Raw genomic sequence first — 20,817 nt, forward strand, 5'->3', positions numbered from 1 at the left:
TAATTCTATATAATATGCGGGCTTTAACTAAAATTTGAAGTAGATTTTTGAAAAGTTTTATAGAGGAGGAAGTTTTATGGAAGCTTTAGCATTAAAGAATATCTGCAAAACCTATACGGATGGTTCTCAGGCTGTGAGCAATTTTAATTTAATCGTGGAGGAAAAAGAATTTATTGTATTAGTGGGACCATCCGGCTGTGGTAAATCTACAACTTTACGAATGATTGCAGGACTTGAAGAGATTACACAAGGTGAATTGCGTATTTCTTCAAAACAAATGAATGAAGTAGCTCCCAAGGATCGTGATATTGCCATGGTATTCCAAAACTACGCGCTATATCCCCATATGAATGTCTACGATAATATGGCATTTGGTTTAAAGCTTCGAAAATTTTCGAAAAAGGAAATTGAAAGGCGCGTAAAAGAAGCAGCTGATATTCTTGAGCTTTCAAGCTTATTAAAGAAAAAACCCTCCTCCTTATCTGGTGGTCAAAGACAAAGAGTTGCGTTAGGCCGGGCAATAGTTCGAGATGCCAGTCTTTTTTTAATGGATGAACCGTTATCAAATCTAGATGCAAAATTACGTGTCCAAATGCGTGCTGAAATTTCAAAGCTCCATCAACGATTAGGTACAACCACCGTATATGTGACACATGATCAAACCGAGGCTATGACAATGGCAACAAGGTTAGTTGTCATGAAGGATGGTATCATCCAACAAATTGGTGCACCGAAAGAAGTATATGATCAGCCAGATAACATATTTGTAGGCGGCTTTATTGGTGCACCTGCTATGAACTTCTTAACCGGGAAAGTAGAAAATGGCTATTTTATTATTGAAAGTTATCAATTTAGGATTCCAGAGGATAAGTATACTAGTTTAAAGTTACAAGGTTATGAGGGCAAGGAGATGAAATTAGGAATTCGACCTGAATATATTAACCAAAATAGCAATTCTTATTTAAAAGAATCACCTAATAGGGTTAAAGAAACTATCCAAGTGGCAGAGCTAACAGGATCTGAATTATTGCTACATTCAAAGCTTTGCGATCAGTCATTTATCGCTAGAGTACATCCAGATACAATTGTGTCTCCAGGAGTTGAAATTGAACTATACTTCGAGATGGAAAAAGCTCATTTTTTTGATGTGGCGACAGAGAACCGAATCTATTGAAGAAACGGGCTAGCTCCTTCAATAGAAACTAGCCCATTTTTTATGGTATCTTTTGTATGTGATAAATGAAATAGCTAATATAAATTTTTATCCACAATGCTTAGAGCGTTTCTATTCCAGATACCCAGATAAAACTCTCGCATATGGTGAATCAGAAGGCAGGATAATGACAGTATCTTTACCGATTGTTTTCTTATACGACTCGAGTGTACGGTATAATCCATAGAATTCTGGATCGCGCGAAAAGGCAGCATTGTAAATTTGAGCTGCTTCTGCTTCCCCTTGTGCTCGAATGACAGCAGCTTCCTTCTCTGCTGTGGCTAATAATTCTCGAACTTCACGGTCTGTTTGGGCAACAATTGTATTTTTATCTGCATCCCCTTCAGATAAATATCTTTGAGCAATCGATTCACGCTCGGAAATCATTCGAGTATATACGGAATGCTCATTTTCTTCAGGTAAATCTGTTCGGCGAATCCGTACGTCAACTACTTCGATTCCGAAAGCACCACTAGCAAGGTACTCATTTACATTTTCTGTTACTCGATCATTGAGACTACCACGCTCAGAATTTTCATCATTAATAATCTGTTCGTAATTTAATTGTCCGAGCTGTGTACGAATAACAGAGTAGATAAATTCCTCCATACGGGACTCTGCATTTATAAGTGTACCTGCATTGGAAATCAGCGATTTTGGATCTGTTACATGCCATACTGCATAATTATCAATAATAATTCGTTTTTTATCCAAGGTGTTAATCTCTTCTTGCGTCATTTCATAGGTCATGAGGTTTTTCGGGAGCGTTGTCACACTTTGAATAAATGGAATTTTTATATTCAACCCTGGCTCTTCTTCGTATTTTACGACTTCACCAAACTGACGTACGACCTTGTATTCATTTTCTTTTACGACATAAATATTTCCTATGAGAATAATGATTACTGCAAATATAGCTGTTAAAAGAATTGCCGATTTGGCAAATTGTCGTCCATTAAATGGCTTCTTTTCTTTCACTATATTTCCTTCCTGTACGGTTTCGGTATTTTTCTTTTTTTTGTTTTTGTTATTTCCAAATAATGATTTAACGAACTTCTCTAAATCACCATCATATTGGTTTTTGTTGTTACTCATTGTTTATCGCTCCCTTCAGAGGATTCTTCTGAATTTGTAACTGGAGGAGTTGTTGTTGGTTGAAGAGGTAAATATTTTAATGTTTCACCTTCATCATTCATGATATAGATCTGTGTATTTGGCAGTACATTTTCTAATGTTTCTAAAATTAAACGTTGTCGAGTAATTTCTTGGTTTCCTTCATATTCTTCGTACAATTCCTTGAAGATAGCTACTTCCCCTTCAGCTTGCTGTACACGGGCTACTTTTTCACCCGCTGCACGGGACTTAATAGCACTAACTTCACCTTGAGCTTCACTTAGCTTTTGATTTTTATATTTTTCTGCTTCATTCGTTTTCGTATTTTTTGTTTCGCGAGCATCTGTTACCGCGGTAAATGCTGCACGAACTTCTTTATTAGGCAATTCAACATCTTGAAGCTTTACCCCCAAAATACTTACACCGATATCATACTTATCAACTAAAGATACTAATAAATCCCGAGTATATAATTCAATATCTGCTTTACCGTTTGTCAACGCATCATCAATCGTTGAGCTACCAATAATAGAACGAATTGCACTAGAAGTAGCATTATGTAGTATTTGTTTTGGATTTTCTGCATTAAATAAATATTTCTGTGGATCTGTAATCTTCCATTGAACGACTAAGTCTGTTAAGACAATATTTTCATCACCTGTAATCATTTTTGTTTCATCGTCATAAGCCTCAATCGAACCATCTTCTGTTTGTTCGTAACCAAACTGTAAACTATATGTCTCCTTTGAAAGTACCTCTACCTTTTGTACAGGCCATGGAAGTTTAAAATGTAATCCTGAATCCGTAATCGTTTCATCTGCTCGACCAAATGTAATGACAACAGCTTGTTCTGATTCATCCACTGTATACCAGGTAGTAAACACTGCTATTAATGAAATGACTGAAAATAAACTAAGACCTGTGATTAGCAATGTGCGTTTCACACTCATTTTAGGTCCCCCAATCTGTTAAATTTTTCTTCTTTAGTTTATTTACGGATAAATCCCCAATAAGTTTCAACAAAAGTAAAAAAGAAAATGCCCCACACATATTGGGACATTTTCTTTTTTATTTTTATGTTTATCTAATTACTTATTTGAAACAGGGGGGTTTCTGAAAATAATCATATAATAGAAGTATGAAGGATCCATAACAGAATTGTAAATCTATTGTTAAGTTACTTTTTTAATGGAATTAATACTTTCATGCAAGTACCCTTTCCAACCGTACTTTCAACATTGATTTTCCCATGATGCGCTTCCACTAAGTGTTTAACAATTGCAAGTCCTAATCCCGTGCCTCCAGAATTACGACTACGTGCTTTATCTATACGATAGAACCGTTCAAATATACGTGCAATTTCACTTTTCTCGATACCCATCCCCTGATCCTCAACTTCAATAATTCCAAACTCGCTATTGGCTTTTATGCGTAACGTTATCGTAGTGTCTTCCGGAGAATAAGTGATTGAGTTCGTAATAAGATTCGTGAAAATCTGAATCAGTCGATTGAAATCACCCATTACCATCACATCACGGACAATGTCCACATCAAACTGCATATTCTTTTCATCTAGACGAGGGGATGTTAATTCCACGGAACGAATTAAAACTTCCTGCAAACTCGTTGGCAAAATATTAACAGAGAACCCATGCTGTTCAATTTTCGATAATTCCAGTAGATCTTGGATCAGCATTTGAAGTCGATTACTTTCCTGATAAATGATATCCAAAAATGAAATAAGCATTTTTTCATCTTTAAAAGCACCATCTAGTAACGTTTCTGAAAATCCCTTTATGGAAGTAATCGGCGTTCTTAATTCGTGTGATACGTTTGCAACAAAGTCCTTACGAATTTGCTCTAGACGAATGAGTTCAGAAATGTCATGCATAACGATAACTACACCGAGCCAACGTCCATGATCACCAACAACAGGTGCACCATAAACCTGTTTATATTGAATTTCCTGTTGAATTTCCACTTCAATCTGTTTACGATATGGCAATTCCGTCAAGAATACATGGTCGATGAAGTTTTCCAACTCTGTCGGCAAACCAAGAGTTAAGAAATTATAACCCTTTACTTCATCAATGGATAACTCAAACCCCTCAAGAAATTGTCGGTTTACAATCGATACCACCGCTTCACGGTCAATCATGATAAGAGCACTACCCATATTTTCGATTAAGGTTTTTAAACGCTCCTCTTCAATTTCACGTATTTTCTCAATTTCCTGTAAGTTCCTTGCTAAAATATTAATGGAATTTCTTAACTCCACAATACTTACAGGACCAAGGGCATAGGCACGTGCACGATAATTTCCTTTTGTTAGTTCTTTTGCTGTCAGGGTAATATTTTCAATTGGGTCCAGCAAATTCCGAATGAGATGATTGGCAACAAAGCAGATCAACACAAAACTGAGAAAAATTAAAAAAGCAATAATAGAAGCAAACTGTTTTCGAGTTTCTTCTATCTGTACTGCATCAAATTGGAGATTATTTTTTATTGCAAAGTTCTCGATGATAAAAGGAAAAAGCTGACCTAAGATAAAGCCAAGGACAGCTAGTATTGAACCTGTTAAAATCATGAAGGTTATAAATAATCGGTTTCGATATGCCTTCATAGGCTTTTTGGCTCCTCAAATTTATAGCCGATTCCTCTTATTGTTTTTATGAATTTTGGTTTACGGCTATTCTCCTCGATTTTATCTCGCAAATGACTAATATGCACATCAACAATTCGTGTATCCCCAGCAAAGTCATAATTCCATACTGCACTCAGAAGCTGATCTCTTGTTAGAACACGATTCTTGTTTTCTAAAAGATAAACGAGCAATTCAAATTCTTTTGGTGTAAACTCCAAAGACTCCTCATCAAGAAAAGCTTCGAACCGATTTGGAAATACTTGCAGTTTACCGAAGTGGTAAACAGCATTTTCCGGCTCTTCCTCCTCTTGCTGTTGAACAGGTGTAAATCGGCGTAAAACTGCTTTTACACGTGCAATTACTTCACGTGGACTAAATGGTTTGGTCATATAATCGTCTGCACCTAGCTCTAAACCTAATACTTTATCAAACTCATCATCTCGAGCTGTTAGCATAATGATAGGAATATTACGTTTTTGACTACGTAGCTCCTTACATACTTCCATTCCATCCATAGTCGGTAGCATTAAATCTAGTAAGATTAAATCTGGCGAGTGCTCAATAGCCATATCAAGACCTACTTTTCCATCATGAGCAAGTAGTACTTCATATCCCCCGCGTTCTAAATTGTACTTCAATAACGTAGCGATTGATACTTCATCTTCTACGACTAAAATTGTTTTTAACATAAACAACCTCCAATGATGATTTGAAACCCCCATTTCAAATCAGAAAACAAAACTCTAATAAGGTGGTACTACTTTTAACACGCCATGCAATACCTGAACAATCTTTTCTTTAAATGCACTCACATATATTTCCACGAAATTTTGAGTTATATCAATATGCTGCACTTCAAGTAATATTTCAATTGTTTCATAATGATACACTGGCTCTAGATATATCAGGTTTTGTTCCCGAATATGAGATCCAGGTCCAGGTAGATGCTTGGATATGGCAGAAGTAATGATTCCATTTAACATGATCGCTGGAACAATCGGCTTTTTGTACGGAGTGTCTAGCGCATAGTCATGTTGAATATATAGCGGATTATTATCGTTTGTTAAACCTAAATAAAGAAGTAAATCCTTGTCTTCAATCTTTTCATTTAACTGAATTTTTTCGCCAATAGTCATTTCATCAATTTTCTTCCCTAGTTTCATACCCTTACGTAGCAGCAATTAAGCAGCAACCCCTTCTCTTTCTCGATTACCTTCATAGTATCAATTTTTTTTGGAAATAACAATCTCTAGAAGTATTGAAAAATTTTAGTTTTTGTTAGAGTAAGGCTGTTTTGCTTACTGCAAAATTCGAGTAAGCAGCCCGCCTTTTAAGTTAGCTGTTATTTTCCAGCTCTGCGGAGTCGCAAAAAAAAAAAAAGCGAGTGAGAATCTCCCACCCGATGATCAACCATATCCTTATTCTAAAACGCTCATTACTTCTCTCACCGCTTCGGCAGATAGATCTAGTGCCCTTTTTTCTTTTTCAGTTAACTCAAGTTCAAAGATTTTCTCTATTCCACTTGCGCCAAGCAATGTTGGTACTCCAAGATAGATGCCATCGTAACCGAACTCACCTTCCAAATATGCGATAGACGGTAGGACACGCTTCTGATCTTTTATGATTGCTTCAGCCATTTCTACAAGGGCTGCAGCCGGTGCATAGTATGCGGAGCCATTTCCAAGGAGGTTTACGATTTCTCCTCCACCAACTCTAGTGCGTTGTACAATTTCTTCTAAACGTTCCGGAGCTATTAATGATTCTAATGGAATTCCACCAGCATTTGAGTATCGAGTAAGAGGAACCATTGTATCTCCGTGTCCACCTAAAACAAAACCTTTGATATCTTTTACGGAGATATTTAACTCTTCTGCAACAAATGCACAGAAGCGAGCTGTATCTAATACACCAGATTGTCCAATTACACGATTTTTAGGGAATCCTGTTTCTTTAAATACGGTATAGGTCATGGCATCAACTGGATTTGTTAAAACGAGTATTGTTGCATTAGGGGAATGCATCGCAATCTCACCTGCAACAGTTTTCATCACCTTTTGATTTATTTGAACTAAATCATCTCGACTCATGCCAGGCTTTCGAGCAACACCAGCGGTAATAATCACTAAATCAGAATCAGCAGTATCAGCGTAATTGGAAGTACCCAACACATACGAATCAAATCCTTGTACTGGCGCTGCTTCCCACATATCTAGCGCTTTTCCTTTTGTTGGGTTCTCAGCTTGTGGTATATCCACTAATACGACATCCCCTAACTCTTTTTGAGCTGCCAAGAACGCTGCTGTAGCTCCAGTGAACCCTGCACCAATGACAGAAATTTTTTTACGCTTTAGAGACATAATGTAAACACTCCTTTTGGGATTGAGTTATTTAGTGCTCATTTTTTAGGGAAACAGTAACTATGCTACTCTTTTAAAACTGGATTGAGAAATTATCCATCTAAACTTAATATATCCAAAATAGAAAGAAATAAAAAGAAGGGTAGCTAATATTTCATAAAGTATTACTACTTTATTTATAAAAGCTACCCTTTTTTTATATTACAATATTAATTTTGCCAGAAGCTAAGAATTAAAGGTTTTTGATTAATTCGTTAGCGAACTCTGAACATTTAACTTCTGTAGCACCATCCATTAAACGAGCAAAGTCATAAGTTACAACTTTAGAAGCAATTGTTTTTTCTACAGAGTTAGTGATTAAATCTGCAGCTTCTTGCCATCCTAAATGTTCAAGCATTAATACACCTGAAAGTAATACAGAAGATGGGTTAACTTTGTCTTGACCAGCATATTTAGGAGCTGTACCGTGAGTAGCTTCGAAGATCGCATGTCCAGTTACATAGTTAATGTTAGCTCCTGGAGCGATACCGATACCACCAACTTGTGCAGCTAGTGCGTCAGAGATATAGTCACCATTTAAGTTCATTGTAGCAACTACATCGAACTCATTTGGACGAGTTAAGATTTGTTGTAAGAAGATATCAGCGATAGAATCTTTTACGATTACTTTACCAGCAGCTACAGCTTCGTCTTGAGCTTTGTTAGCAGCTTCTACGCCTTCAGCTTCTTTAATTCTGTCATATTGATCCCAAGTGAATACTTGATCGCCATATTCACGCTCAGCTAAATCATAACCCCATTGCTTGAATCCACCTTCAGTGAATTTCATGATGTTACCTTTGTGTACTAAAGTTAATGATGGACGATTATGTTTAATAGCGTACTCGATAGCAGAACGCACTAAACGTTCAGTACCTTCTTTTGATACTGGTTTAATACCGATACCTGAAGTTTCTGGGAAACGGATTTTGTTAACACCCATTTCTTCTTTTAAGAAGTTGATAACTTTTTTCACTTCTTCAGAACCTTGAGCATACTCGATACCAGCATAGATATCTTCAGTATTTTCACGGAAAATTACCATGTCAACATCTTCTGGTTTTTTAACTGGAGATGGTACACCTTCGAAGTGACGTACTGGACGTAAGCAAACATATAAGTCAAGTTGTTGACGTAATGCTACGTTTAAAGAACGGATACCGCCACCGATTGGCGTTGTAAGAGGACCTTTAATAGCGATTAAGTATTCGTTTATTTTATCTAAAGTTTCTTGTGGTAACCATTCGCCTGTTTGGTTGAATGCTTTTTCACCAGCAAGAACTTCTAACCATTCAATTTTCTTTTCACCATTATAAGCTTTTTCAACAGCTGCATCGATTACACGAGATGCTGCAACCCAGATATCTGGACCAATTCCGTCTCCTTCGATGAAAGGAATCGTTGGATTATTTGGTACTTGAAGTGCACCGTTTTCTACTACAATTTTAGACATAGATGTTGCCTCCCTATTTTCATAAATCTAGGACTGTGATTTCACAGTCCTAGACAATTCTAACATATTTTCAAAAAATTATCTTTCATCGATTGATACATATTTTTGCATTCCTGGTCCAACATATTCTGCACGAGGACGAATCAAACGATTATTAGCATATTGCTCTAAGATATGTGCAATCCAACCTGAAGTACGAGATACTGCAAAGATTGGTGTGAATAAGTCATGTTCAATTCCCAATGAATCATAAACTGATGCAGAGAAGAAATCTACGTTTGCAGGAAGTTTCTTTTGTTCAACAATCATGTCATGGATTTTAACTGACATATCATATAATTCTGGTTTACCAGTTAGTTTAGTTAATTTTTCGCTCATTAGGCGTAAGTGTTTTGCACGTGGATCACCTTTACGATATACGCGGTGACCGAAGCCCATGATTTTTTCTTTGTTATCTAATTTAGTTTGGATATAAGTTTCAACATTATCAATAGAACCGATTTCAGATAACATTTTCATAACTTGCTCGTTAGCTCCACCGTGAAGAGGACCTTTTAAAGCGCCGATAGCTGAAGTAATACCAGAATATACATCTGATAATGTCGCTACGCAAACACGTGCTGTAAATGTAGAAGCGTTTAATTCATGGTCAGCATGTAATACTAATGCTTTGTTGAATGCTTCGATTTCGATAGGTGCTGGTTCTTTACCATGTAACATATATAAGAAGTTTGCAGCATATCCTAATTCAGGTTTTGGTGCAATTGGTTCTAATCCTTTACGGATGCGAGAGAAACCAGTTACTACTGTAGCAATTTTAGCTTGTAGACGAATTGCTTTACGGTAGTTTGCTTCAGGAGACATTTCATCTGCTTCTGAATCATAAACACCTAATAATGAAATAGCTGAACGAAGAGCTGCCATTGGATGTACTGTATCTAGTGGGTATGATTTGAATTGGTCAAAGATAGCTTGAGGTACTTCAGCATTTTCTGCTAATTCTTTAGTTAACTCAAGCAATTCGTCTTTTTTTGGTAAACGTGTATGCCAAAGTAAATATACTACCTCTTCAAATGTAGCATTTTCAGTTAAATCATCAATATCATATCCAACGTATGTAAGTGTGTCATCGATAATTGAACTGATTTTAGTTTCTGCAGCTACGATACCTTCTAAACCACGTGTTGCTGTCATAAAAAATCGCTCCCTCTTTATAAAAAGATTTTAGTTGTAAGTGCTTTCTTTTTGTAGCACCTAGAAATAATTCTGCTCATGTGAACCTATAAGTAAATCGCTTACATCTCATATTATAATAAATTTTGACGTCTTTGTGAATGAAATTAAATGAAATTAAGAAAAAAGTGATTAGTTAATGAAAAACTCGTTTAAAGAAGAAAAAAGAGTCTGAAACGAGATATGAATTACATAAGTTAGAGGTGGGAATTTTGCAAACAAGTAAAAAAAACTCTTTTCCTTACAAAAAGCATCTAAAGTATCTACTGTTAATTTTATATTTTGTTATTTTATGGCTCATATTACCCGTATCTTTAGCCATATTTTTCGCTTATTTTTTGTATCCGATTATCAACTTTTTTCATAAATACTTAAGAATACCATACATATTAAGTGCTACCCTGGTTTCAGCATTAATATTCATATCAACATATGTATTCTTTTATATGACGATCCAAAGCATCATTTCTATTTACCCTGAAGTAAAGGTACAGGTTCAGAATCTAGATATTCTAAATTCAGGAGATCATATTTTATTGGAGACTATATTTAATAAGTCCCTTTCTTATATTGACGGTGCCATTATGGGCATCGCGAATGTATTACAGGATATCCTGTCCTATATAATTGAACTTTTTATATTTATTGTTGCTTTCTTCTTTTCGATTTTTGAATCAAGAAACAATCGATATTGGTTTTTCACTTATATTCCAAAACAATATCGCGATGAATGGAAAGGCTATTTTTCTAAAGCAACAAATCTTTTCGGCTATTTTCTTTTTGTTGAATTTCAATTATTTTTCATTACGTTCATCTTATTGAGCTGTGGACTAGCCTTATTGCAATTTGAGCATCCAATTAATAAATCCTTTTTAATTTCTTTGGCGGATGCCCTGCCATTTTTCGGAATTGGCTTATTCCTTATTCCTATTGCCATTTACTTCTTTGTTATTGGTGAAAAATTTCTTTGTTTAGCCTTGGTTATCCTCTATATTTTTATACAAATATCAAGGCAAATCGCCGAGTCGCTATTATGGGCATCAACCTTCCATATTAGGACTGTACACACATTTTTTATAAGTGCTGCATCTATCCTGCTATTTGGTGTTTACGGAATATTAATTAGTCCATTCCTTTTACTGATTGCGGTTAAACTCAAACAAAAATCTATCTATGAATAATGAACGCCTGACCATTTTTCAATTTCTTTCTTAGCCAATAATAGATGACGGGCTTATATAATTTTCTTGTAAACGGAATGATTAAGGAAAAACCAATAAGATCCGTCAAAAAACCTGGAGTTACTAATAAAACACCACCTACAAATATTAAAAACGTATCAATAATTGCTACTCCAGGTGGATTTCCTTCTGATACACTGTTTTGCAAATTACGCACTGATTGGATACCTTGCTTTTTAGCAACGATCACCCCAATAACACTGGTAAGTATTATTAACAATAAGGTATTAAATACACCTAGTGCTTTTCCCACTACTATAAACATAGCTATCTCTACTAATATTGCTGCTATAAACACGCCTAGTACTTTACGCAAGTGATTAAACCTCCATTTTAAAGAGTATTTCTATAGTATATACGCTTTCTTAGGATAAAAGTTTCAATTTGACTCTAGGATAATAAAGGGAGCATACTCAAAATTTGAGATGCTCCCTTTGAAGTACTATTCCACTCTATAATACACTCGCATGGCCTTTATAAATTACACCTGTTTCTGCATCCATTGTTATTTCCTGACCATGACGGATTAATGTTGTTGCTTCACTAACTCCCACAATGACAGGAATACCCAGGCTTAGGCCAACTACAGCAGCATGACTTGTTAGACCGCCTTCTTCTGTAATAATCCCTGCACATTTCTTAATGGCGTCCATCATTTCACGATCAGTACCAACAGTTACTAAAATAGCATCCTCAGCATCGTAGCTTCGTGCTTCTTCAGCATTTTTCACTACTAGTGCCTTACCTACAACTGAAAGCTTACCTACTCCTTGACCTTTAGCCAATAAGTCTCCAATTACATGGACTTTCATCAAGTTTGTCGTTCCAGCTTCACCAACAGGAACACCAGCTGTAATGATCACTACATCTCCATGATCAACATAGCCATACTTCAATGCTTCATCCACCGATAACTCTAAGATTTCGTCAGTTGTTGTCACTTTTGGTGTTACGATTGGTGTTACGCCCCAAACAAGAGTTAGCTTTTGAGCCGTTGAAGGGATATTCGTAATCGCAATAATTGGAACTCCTGGGCGATATTTTGCAATCATTCGTGCAGTAGTACCACTTGCTGTAGGTGCAAGTACAGATTTCACCCCAAGGTTAATCGATGTATAGGCTACAGCTTGAGATAGAGCTTCAGTCATTGTCGATCCTCGCTCTTTACTGCGTGTATTAACAATTGTTCGATAGTCCAATGAATTCTCGGTATACTCTGCAATTTTATTCATCGTAGTGACAGATTCAACTGGATAAAGACCGGCAGCCGTCTCTCCTGAAAGCATAATGGCATCGGTTCCATCAAAAATTGCATTGGCAACGTCACTTGCTTCTGCACGAGTTGGACGTGGATTACGCTGCATTGAATCTAGCATTTGAGTAGCAGTAATGACCGGTTTACCTACTAAGTTACATTTTTTAATAAGTGATTTTTGAACAAGCGGCACTTCTTCTGCTGGAATTTCAACACCTAAATCCCCACGTGCAACCATCAATCCGTCCGAAACCTCAATGATTTCATCAATATGGTCTACACCCTCTTGGTTCTCAATCTTAGGTATGATTTGAATATGGCTACCACCATTTTGTTCAAGTAGTTCGCGAATTTCAAGAACGTCTTTCGGTGTACGTACAAAGGAAGCTGCAATAAAATCTACACCCTGCTCAATACCAAATAGAATATCCTGTGCATCCTTTTCTGTAATCCCAGGAAGTTTTACTGATACGCCAGGAACGTTGACACCTTTTTTATTTTTTAATAGGCCTGCATTTTCCACAATTGTATGGATTAAACCTTTTTCTAAATCCTTAGCTAGAACGCGAAGTTCAATTAGACCATCATCTAATAGAATGCGATCATTTTGATCAACATCTTCAATTAAGTTCTCATACGTAACAGAGAAGCTGCTTTCATTTCCCAAAACTTCAGTCATTGAAATATCGATCACTTGTCCTTGTTTAAGATGCAGCTCTCCATTCTCCATTGTATGTGTACGAATTTCAGGACCCTTTGTATCAAGTAAGATCCCAACTGGTTTATTCAGTTTTTGAGCCACTTCTCGAATTGTCGCGATTCTAACTGCGTGCTCTTCATGATTCCCATGTGAAAAGTTTAATCTTGCAACATTCATGCCTGCTTCCATTAATTTAGTAAGCATTTCTGGTGATTCACTTGCTGGACCTATTGTACATACGATTTTTGTTTTTCTCATAGTTTTCTCTCCGTTTGCTTTTAATTATATTGAAAGTTCTTTCGACAATGTATAAAGACTTAAATCTGCCTTATGCTTGTTTGCAAAGGCTTCTTCTAAGTCATAATCATAAATCTCATGATTTTTAAAACCTACTGCACGGCCTCCTCTACCCTCTAACAGGACTTCTACAGCTTTTGCGCCAAAGCGCCCTGCTAAAACACGATCTCGTGCAGAAGGTGAACCACCCCGTTGGATATGTCCAAGTACTGATACTCTTGTTGTAATATCCGCTTTTTCTTTTAATATTTTTGCCAATTCACTACCAGCCATTACTCCTTCAGCCACTATGATGATACTATGCTTTTTACCACGAGCAATACCGTGTTCAATACGAGAAATAATATCATCAATATCGTAATCTTCTTCAGGAATTAATATCGATTCTGCACCAGCAGCAAGTCCTGCCCATAACGCAATATCTCCTGCATCTCTTCCCATTACCTCAACGATGAATGAATTTTCATGTGAAGTGGCTGTATCACGAATCTTATCAATCGATTCAATTACGGTATTTAGTGCCGTATCAAAGCCGATTGTATATTCTGTCCCAGGAATATCGTTATCGATTGTTCCAGGAACTCCTACACTTGGAAATCCTTTTTTCGTAAGCGCCAATGCACCTCGATAAGAACCGTCTCCCCCAATAACAACAAGGCCTTCTACTCCAGCTTGTCTCATTTTTTCAATACCCTGCAATTGATATTGATCTTCTTTAAATTCCGGGCAACGGGAAGAAAACAATTTAGTTCCGCCTCGTTGAATAATTCCACCAACAGAGCCTAAATCTAAAAGCTCCATCCTTCCTTCGATAAAACCTTCATATCCATGATAAATGCCCATTACTTCAACACCATGGAAATTGGCTTTACGGACAACTGCACGAATGGCAGCATTCATTCCTGGAGAATCTCCCCCACTAGTCAATACGGCAATTCTCTTCATTGCATAAAGAACCTCCTACTATTTCCTCTTATTAAACACATTAGCATAAAATAAAATGAATGTGATTATTTCAAAAAAGTTCTAACGATACTTTTACAATAAAATAATTAAATAAATATTGGGGAAATGCTCAAAATTTATATAATTAACTATTCTTGTGTTTATTCTACTCTTATTCTGCAAAAAACACGAGCATCTCTATAATGTGAAATTATTGTATAAACTCATGCACCGAATATTATTAGGAATGAATAATTCTATTATTGATGCTAACTAAAACCCCTTAATAAGAATTCTCTTTTTTATATTTCCTTTAAAAGTACTCTTCAATCAGGAAATTATTTAGTTACTCAGAAAGAGTTGTATATATTCAGTTTATGTATCGGCAAAAAAAACGACAAAATCCAATTTGGATTTTGTCATTTTACTTTATCAACCATCGAAATTTTAAAATAGCTGCATGCATTAAGATTGGTTAACTTCTTCTTCTTCTATGAATTCGCCTATTTTTCTGAATTTATCGTAACGATCATTAATAAGTTCTGATTCAGATAGACTATTCAATTCTGTTAATGCATTGTCAATACATTCTTTAAGTTCTTTAGCTTGAGCTTGTACATCTCGGTGTGCTCCCCCAGCAACCTCAGTGACAATGCCATCAATTATATCCATGTCTTTTAAATCAAAAGCAGTGATTTTCATAGCTTCTGCTGCTTGTTTCGCTAAAGTGGCATCTTTCCATAGAATGGATGCTGCACCTTCAGGAGATATTACGGAATAAGTTGAATTCTCAAGCATAAATAATCTATTTGCTACCCCTAATGCTAACGCTCCCCCACTGCCGCCTTCACCAATAACTACACTGATTACCGGAACCTTAAGTCCAGCCATTTCTAAAAGATTTTTTGCTATGGCTTCACTTTGACCACGTTCCTCTGCGGCTTTACCTGGATAGGCTCCCTTTGTATCAATAAAACAAATAATTGGTCGTTTAAATTTCTCTGCTTGCTTCATTAAGCGTAATGCTTTTCGATACCCCTCTGGATGTGGCATTCCAAAATTACGACGTATGTTTTCTTTTGTTGTTTTACCCCTTTGATGTCCAATAATCGTAATTGGCTGCCCATTAAAACTCGCTATTCCCCCAATGATTGCTTCGTCATCTCCAAAGAGGCGATCACCGTGTAACTCGATAAAATCAGAGAAAATTTCATTAATATAGTCCAATGTTGTTGGACGTTGTGCATGTCGAGCTACTTGCACTCTATCCCATGGCTCCATATTTGTGTAAATTTTCGCTTCCAACTGCTGGAGTCTTGTTTCAAGTGTTTCAATTTCAGATGACATATCGACTTCTGCATTTTTAGCAATTTCTTTTAGTTCATCAATTTTTTCGCGAAGCTTTACTACTGGTTCTTCGAAGTCAAGTGATTTAGACATTTGAAACTCCTCCTTTTTGGTGCAGTTTTACAATTATCGCTAATTTATCTCGCATTTCTTTACGATGGAAAATGGCATCAAGTTGACCATGTGCAAGTAAAAATTCAGCTGTTTGGAAATCATCTGGCAGCTTTTCCCGAACAGTCTGTTCAATTACACGACGTCCCGCAAAGCCAATTAAAGCTTGCGGCTCAGCAATATTTAAATCCCCTAATGATGCAAAACTTGCTGATACTCCCCCTGTTGTTGGATGAGTCATGATTGATATGAATAGTAAGCCATGATCACTATGACGTTTTAAGGCAACACTTGTTTTTGCCATTTGCATCAGTGAGATTACCCCTTCTTGCATACGCGCCCCACCACTAGCTGTAAAAATAATAAATGGCAATCCATATTCTGTTGCTTTTTCAATCGCACGTGTAATTTTTTCGCCAACTACTGACCCCATTGATCCCATTCGGAAATGAGAATCCATAATTGCAATTACTACTTGTGTCCCTTTAATACTTCCCATTCCAGTTAAAACTGCTTCATTTAATCCCGTTTTGAGTGAATCAATTTCTATTTTTTCTAAATAGGAAGGGAATTTTAATGGGTTAGAAGTACGTAAGTTTTCATCAAAAGATTCAAATGTACCTTCATCTAGCAAAATAGAAACTCGTTCCCATGCGGTCATTTTGTAGTGATGATCACAGTTAGGACATACTTTTAAATTGTTTTCTAATTCCTTAGATAAGTAGATTTTCTTGCACTCGGGACATTTTGTCATTAAATCTGCAGGAAAGGAATTTTCTTTATTGCGATCTACAATGACCCCTTTTTGTTTCTTTTTGTTAATAGATAATAAACTTCTAATTGCCACTGTTTTTTTCCCCCTTACCATTATGATGATGAATTTCTCAAAAAGTTAATCCAGTTTTCATAAGCGTTCAATGCTTCTTTTTCATAACCAAGCTGAATTGATTTAATAAGCATTTGAAGCATCGGTTTTTCTTCTCTAGTTGATACTTTTTTCAGTGGAGTTGAACTATATGCTACGAGTTGTATCCATATTTTTAAAGCTAGTCTATTACCAGATGCTATGATTAATTCTCTTAATAAGAGGTCTCTGACAATTTCATTTTCTAGCTCTAGTTTCATAAACAAGCTTTCCCAAACTGGTAAATTTCTTAAAGATTGTTCTGAACAGATGACTCTTATGGCTTCCTTTTCATGCATTCTTCTAACGATATGAACATCCTCTACAGCCTTATTTTCTTGCAATATAAAAGATGCAAGAATCTCGACCAGCTGGTTTGAATGAACAGCAGATAAAAAGGTCCCCCCGCCATGTCTTGTTTCAATAAGTCCAAGCAACTCTAAGCTTCTTAGGGCTTCCCTTACTGAAGAACGGCCAACGTTCAGTCTTTCCGATAGTACACGTTCTGAAGGTATTTTTTCTCCCGGTTGAATCCCCTCGTGTTTGATTAACTCTCGTAATTGGTGAACAATCTCTAAAAATACTTTTTTGTTTTCCTGTTTTTTATCCATAAGCACCCCGCATAACGTTAGGAACTAAAGGCATGTTTTTTTTCCGTACAATGCAAATCACATAACAAACAGTAGAATGTACGATTTTTGGCTATACTAGAGCAAATCAATAAGTTCAAAAGCTGATTTTCAAATCTAATTTTCCGAACAGCTCAAAAGTGGTCTGACCACTTTTAATTAGAATACATAATGTACTTTCATTTGTAAAGAAAAAACTGCGCAAAATTTGCACAGTTTTTGTAATTCTTCCTATTTTTCGCTCGCTATTGACTATTTTTCATCGTTTTTACCTTTATTTGCGAATTTCCATTTCGGAATTCTAAAACACCTTCAACATATACTATTTGATCTTCTTTAATCCATCCAATGACTTCATTATAACTTTGTGGAAAGAGTGTTGCAGAAATAGTTCCATACTCGTCCTGAAGCTGAATAAAGGCCATTAACTCCCCTTTTTTCGTGCGAATTTGGCGTATCCCTTCAACCATACCCACTAATTTTACAAAGCTATTAGGACGCACCTGAAATAGTCCCTTAGTGGTTGTACTGGCATCATTCCATTTTTTTCTTTCTAATGCCACTGGATGTTCCGATAAGTAGAACCCAAGTGCTTCCTTTTCAAATTGAAGCTTCATCTTATCCGGTATTTGATGAGCTTCCACATATTTAGGCTTACCAAATATTAAGCTATCTGATGCAAATAAATCATTTTCCTCTTCAGTTGGTCGGACAAGTGAAGCATGCTTTCCTGCTGCATCAATTGTGGCTAAAAGTGTGGCTCTGTCCTTTCCAAAATCATCTAAGGCACCTGATTTGATCAGTGGTTCAATTACTTTTCGAGTAAAGTGGGCCGCACTTATAGATACTGCCAAATCAAAAATATCTTCAAAGGGTTGCTCCTTAAACTTTCGAATGGCTACTATTTTTTGTAAAAGAGGTGTTGGTACACCTTTTATGGCTGATAGGCTAAAACGAATATTTTCTTGTTCGACTGTAAATACTCTTTGACTTTTGCGGATTGATGGTCTTAAAACGTCTATTCCTTTATTTCTTGCTTCTAATATAAGTTGGAATAGCTTTTCTTGATTACCTATTGCATTTGTCATTAAAGCTGCATAGAAGTTTGCAGGGAAATTCGCCTTCAAATAGGCCATTTGATAGGAGATAAAGCTATAGGCCACCGCATGACTCTTTGCAAAACCGTAATCCGCAAATCGAACGATTAACTCATACACTTCTTTTGCTATATTTTCAGGGTACCCATTCGAAACTGCACCCTTCACAAAAGCATATTCTTGTTGTTCTAATACTTCTCTTTTCTTTTTACTTACAGCTCTTCTTAGCAAGTCTGCCTGGCCAATCGTAAAACCTGCGAATACATGGGCAATTTGCATAATCTGCTCTTGGTAAACGATAACACCATATGTTTCCTGTAAAATTTGCTCAAGTATAGGATGCGGCATTAAGACTTGCTCACGTTTTGCTTTCCTTCTTGCATAGACAGGAATAAAATCCATTGGACCCGGACGATACAGGGCATTAACAGCCACAATATCCAAGAATTCTGTTGGTGCAATCTCCCTTAATGCATTTTTCATTCCATCTGATTCAAGCTGGAATATTCCTGTGGTATCACCCTGCCCTAATAACTGAAAAGTCTTCTCGTCATCGAATGGGATTTGGTTAAAATCAATCCACTTTTTATGTGTATAATAGATTGACTGTCGTATATTTTCTAAAATAGTCAAATTACGCAGGCCTAAAAAATCCATCTTCAATAATCCTACCTGTTCAACCTCCTGCATTGGCCACTGTGTTAAATAAATATCATCGTGGCCTTTTTCAATAGGCACTACATCAACTAAAGGCATAGGGCTTAGTACTACTCCGGCTGCATGGGTTGATGCATTCCTAGGTAAACCTTCCAGCTTTTTCGCTGCCAAAAACCAAGTTTTACGAATTTGTTCTGCTTCCACCCATGTCCGTAGATGTTCTGAGGAATCATAGGCTTCTTGAAGAGTGATACCAATTTTATTTGGTATTAATTTAGATATCATAGCTAAAGTTTCACTTTCAAAGTTAAACATCCGGGCAACATCTCTAGCAACAGCCTTTGCGGACAATGTACCAAAAGTTATAATTTGGGCTACGTATTGCTTTCCATATTTATTAGCTACATATTGAATAACCTCTTGACGCTTCGTATCAACGAAATCAATATCGATATCAGGAAGTGTAATTCGTTCTGGATTTAAAAAGCGCTCAAATAATAGACCATATTTTATAGGATCTACCTGAGTGATATTTAAACAATAAGCGACAAGTGAACTTGCCGACGAACCCCGACCAGGTCCAGTCAAGATATTCGCTTTTTTAGCAAAATTCATGAAATCCGCAACAATTAAAAAATAATCAGCATACCCCATCGTAGTAATAACTTGTAATTCATACTGTAAACGATTTAGATACGTTTCTGATGGACTATTTGTTTGTAACCGTTCCTTCAATCCGATAATAGCCATTTCAGTAAGAACCTTTTCCGACGTTTGCCCTGGTTGTAAGGGGAATTTCGGCATGAAATGTTTATCGTAAGTTAGCTCCACCTGACAGCTCAACATCAACTGTCTACTATTCTCCAGTAAATCGGGGTGATCTTGATACCAATTCTGCCACTCCGTTGCTGTAGGGACATACTGTTGTTCATGCTTACTATGTATTGCTTCACTCAGCTTAACACCTGTTTCAATCGCTCTGGCCACCTTGTAAGCAAAATTATCTTCACGCTTTAAAAATAAGCATTCTGAAATAGCCATACATCTAACGTTGAGATTCTTGCTGAGGTTAAATACCCGTTGCTCATTTGGTGAAATTACCCCTCCGCTGCGAGCAATCCCAAAATATAAATCAGTTTGAAAGGTCCTGGCTGCCTGCTGCATGTATCCCAAAGAGCTTTCACTTATCCATTGATCAAAGTCATTTGAAATTACTGCCGCGCACCCTTTAGAATAAGCTGCTAACCAGCGCCATGGAATCTTTTCATCCTCCCGGATTGATATACTGCTGCTGATTTTTAATAGATTCTGATAACCCTCATTATTTTTAGCGTAGATAAGTATTGGCAGTGTTACTTCCTCAGTAAATTCAACTTCAATAGACAAACCAACTACTGGATGAATACCAGCTTTTTTTAACGCATACCAAAAAGGCAAAAGCCCGTACAATTTCGTATTAACCATTGCACAAGCTATTGCCTCTTGGGATTGTAAAAAAGGGATGAGCTCTTCCATACGAATCGTACTTTTCAATAAATCTGCACTTGTTCGTATTTGTGGATATACGACTGTCACACTACAT

General features: G+C 36.5%; 17 protein-coding genes. 2 read left to right on the plus strand and 15 right to left on the minus strand.

The features are described 5' to 3' along the window. The first annotated feature begins 76 nt into the window (after positions 1-76). A complete protein-coding gene (locus C1N55_RS14015; protein ID WP_137729416.1) occupies positions 77-1,174 on the plus strand; it encodes an ABC transporter ATP-binding protein in 1,098 nt (365 codons plus the stop codon). Between the two features lie 111 nt (positions 1,175-1,285). On the opposite strand, the gene hflC is transcribed toward C1N55_RS14015, so the two are convergent. The 8 genes from hflC to citZ all read right to left on the minus strand — a co-directional run bounded on the left by hflC (position 1,286) and on the right by citZ (position 10,013). Further along, positions 1,286-2,308 (minus strand): protease modulator HflC, encoded by a 1,023-nt coding sequence (gene hflC / locus C1N55_RS14020; protein ID WP_137729417.1) that lies wholly within the window; start codon positions 2,306-2,308, stop codon positions 1,286-1,288. Further along, a complete protein-coding gene (gene hflK / locus C1N55_RS14025) occupies positions 2,305-3,276 on the minus strand; it encodes an FtsH protease activity modulator HflK (RefSeq protein WP_137729418.1) in 972 nt (323 codons plus the stop codon). Before hflK ends, hflC begins: the two co-directional genes overlap by 4 nt. Positions 3,277-3,503: 227 nt before the next feature. Continuing rightward, positions 3,504-4,949: a two-component system histidine kinase PnpS gene (gene pnpS, locus C1N55_RS14030; protein ID WP_137729419.1), complete on the minus strand. Its 1,446-nt coding sequence runs from the start codon at positions 4,947-4,949 to the stop codon at positions 3,504-3,506. Beyond that, the gene (locus tag C1N55_RS14035) at positions 4,946-5,659 is read right to left on the minus strand and encodes a response regulator transcription factor (protein ID WP_137729420.1); all 714 of its coding nucleotides are present in this window, start codon (positions 5,657-5,659) and stop codon (positions 4,946-4,948) included. The genes pnpS and C1N55_RS14035 overlap by 4 nt, the downstream gene beginning before the upstream one ends. Before the next feature lie 54 nt (positions 5,660-5,713). Beyond that, positions 5,714-6,148 (minus strand): MaoC/PaaZ C-terminal domain-containing protein, encoded by a 435-nt coding sequence (locus C1N55_RS14040; RefSeq protein WP_370452622.1) that lies wholly within the window; start codon positions 6,146-6,148, stop codon positions 5,714-5,716. Positions 6,149-6,388: 240 nt separating this feature from the next. Continuing rightward, complete coding sequence (gene mdh, locus C1N55_RS14045; protein ID WP_137729422.1) at positions 6,389-7,327, minus strand: malate dehydrogenase; 939 nt, start codon at positions 7,325-7,327, stop codon at positions 6,389-6,391. Between the two features lie 232 nt (positions 7,328-7,559). After that, the gene (gene icd / locus C1N55_RS14050; protein ID WP_137729423.1) at positions 7,560-8,819 is read right to left on the minus strand and encodes an NADP-dependent isocitrate dehydrogenase; all 1,260 of its coding nucleotides are present in this window, start codon (positions 8,817-8,819) and stop codon (positions 7,560-7,562) included. Between the two features lie 78 nt (positions 8,820-8,897). Beyond that, complete coding sequence (citZ, locus tag C1N55_RS14055) at positions 8,898-10,013, minus strand: citrate synthase (protein WP_137729424.1); 1,116 nt, start codon at positions 10,011-10,013, stop codon at positions 8,898-8,900. Positions 10,014-10,255: 242 nt separating this feature from the next. Between citZ and C1N55_RS14060 the strand changes: the two genes are divergently transcribed. Next, positions 10,256-11,233: an AI-2E family transporter gene (locus tag C1N55_RS14060; RefSeq protein WP_240758305.1), complete on the plus strand. Its 978-nt coding sequence runs from the start codon at positions 10,256-10,258 to the stop codon at positions 11,231-11,233. Here the strand turns inward: C1N55_RS14060 and C1N55_RS14065 are convergent. From C1N55_RS14065 to dnaE, 7 genes are all read right to left on the minus strand, one after another. Then, entirely contained in the window at positions 11,220-11,609 is a 390-nt protein-coding gene (locus C1N55_RS14065) for an FxsA family protein (RefSeq protein ID WP_137729426.1), read from the minus strand. The two genes, C1N55_RS14060 and C1N55_RS14065, sit on opposite strands and share 14 nt — an antisense overlap. A 136-nt stretch (positions 11,610-11,745) precedes the next feature. After that, complete coding sequence (gene pyk / locus C1N55_RS14070) at positions 11,746-13,506, minus strand: pyruvate kinase (RefSeq protein WP_137729427.1); 1,761 nt, start codon at positions 13,504-13,506, stop codon at positions 11,746-11,748. Positions 13,507-13,530: 24 nt separating this feature from the next. Then, the gene (pfkA, locus tag C1N55_RS14075) at positions 13,531-14,490 is read right to left on the minus strand and encodes a 6-phosphofructokinase (protein WP_137729428.1); all 960 of its coding nucleotides are present in this window, start codon (positions 14,488-14,490) and stop codon (positions 13,531-13,533) included. A 465-nt stretch (positions 14,491-14,955) separates the two neighbouring features. Beyond that, positions 14,956-15,930, minus strand: coding sequence for an acetyl-CoA carboxylase carboxyltransferase subunit alpha (locus C1N55_RS14080; RefSeq protein WP_137729429.1), 975 nt, complete (start codon positions 15,928-15,930; stop codon positions 14,956-14,958). Next, positions 15,923-16,795 carry an acetyl-CoA carboxylase, carboxyltransferase subunit beta gene (gene accD, locus C1N55_RS14085; RefSeq protein WP_137729430.1) on the minus strand — a complete coding sequence of 291 codons (873 nt, stop codon included), beginning with the start codon at positions 16,793-16,795 and terminating at the stop codon, positions 15,923-15,925. Before accD ends, C1N55_RS14080 begins: the two co-directional genes overlap by 8 nt. A 20-nt stretch (positions 16,796-16,815) precedes the next feature. After that, a complete protein-coding gene (locus C1N55_RS14090; protein ID WP_137729431.1) occupies positions 16,816-17,463 on the minus strand; it encodes a FadR/GntR family transcriptional regulator in 648 nt (215 codons plus the stop codon). A gap of 263 nt (positions 17,464-17,726) precedes the next feature. Then, positions 17,727-20,810, minus strand: a complete 3,084-nt coding sequence (gene dnaE / locus C1N55_RS14095) for a DNA polymerase III subunit alpha (RefSeq protein WP_137729432.1) — start codon at positions 20,808-20,810, stop codon at positions 17,727-17,729. Between the last annotated feature and the right edge of the window lie 7 nt (positions 20,811-20,817).

The sequence above is a fragment of the Lysinibacillus sp. SGAir0095 genome, assembly GCF_005491425.1.
In the GTDB taxonomy this organism is placed as follows: domain Bacteria; phylum Bacillota; class Bacilli; order Bacillales_A; family Planococcaceae; genus Ureibacillus.

Coding starts and splice junctions, on each gene's coding strand:
- C1N55_RS14080 (WP_137729429.1), bottom strand. CDS start 15,930: ATGTCTAAATCACTTGACTTCGAAGAACCAGTAGTAAAGCTTCGCGAA.
- C1N55_RS14015 (WP_137729416.1), top strand. CDS start 77: ATGGAAGCTTTAGCATTAAAGAATATCTGCAAAACCTATACGGATGGT.
- mdh (WP_137729422.1), bottom strand. CDS start 7,327: ATGTCTCTAAAGCGTAAAAAAATTTCTGTCATTGGTGCAGGGTTCACT.
- pfkA (WP_137729428.1), bottom strand. CDS start 14,490: ATGAAGAGAATTGCCGTATTGACTAGTGGGGGAGATTCTCCAGGAATG.
- C1N55_RS14090 (WP_137729431.1), bottom strand. CDS start 17,463: ATGGATAAAAAACAGGAAAACAAAAAAGTATTTTTAGAGATTGTTCAC.
- hflC (WP_137729417.1), bottom strand. CDS start 2,308: ATGAGTAACAACAAAAACCAATATGATGGTGATTTAGAGAAGTTCGTT.
- icd (WP_137729423.1), bottom strand. CDS start 8,819: ATGTCTAAAATTGTAGTAGAAAACGGTGCACTTCAAGTACCAAATAAT.
- pyk (WP_137729427.1), bottom strand. CDS start 13,506: ATGAGAAAAACAAAAATCGTATGTACAATAGGTCCAGCAAGTGAATCA.
- citZ (WP_137729424.1), bottom strand. CDS start 10,013: ATGACAGCAACACGTGGTTTAGAAGGTATCGTAGCTGCAGAAACTAAA.
- pnpS (WP_137729419.1), bottom strand. CDS start 4,949: ATGAAGGCATATCGAAACCGATTATTTATAACCTTCATGATTTTAACA.
- C1N55_RS14035 (WP_137729420.1), bottom strand. CDS start 5,659: ATGTTAAAAACAATTTTAGTCGTAGAAGATGAAGTATCAATCGCTACG.
- hflK (WP_137729418.1), bottom strand. CDS start 3,276: ATGAGTGTGAAACGCACATTGCTAATCACAGGTCTTAGTTTATTTTCA.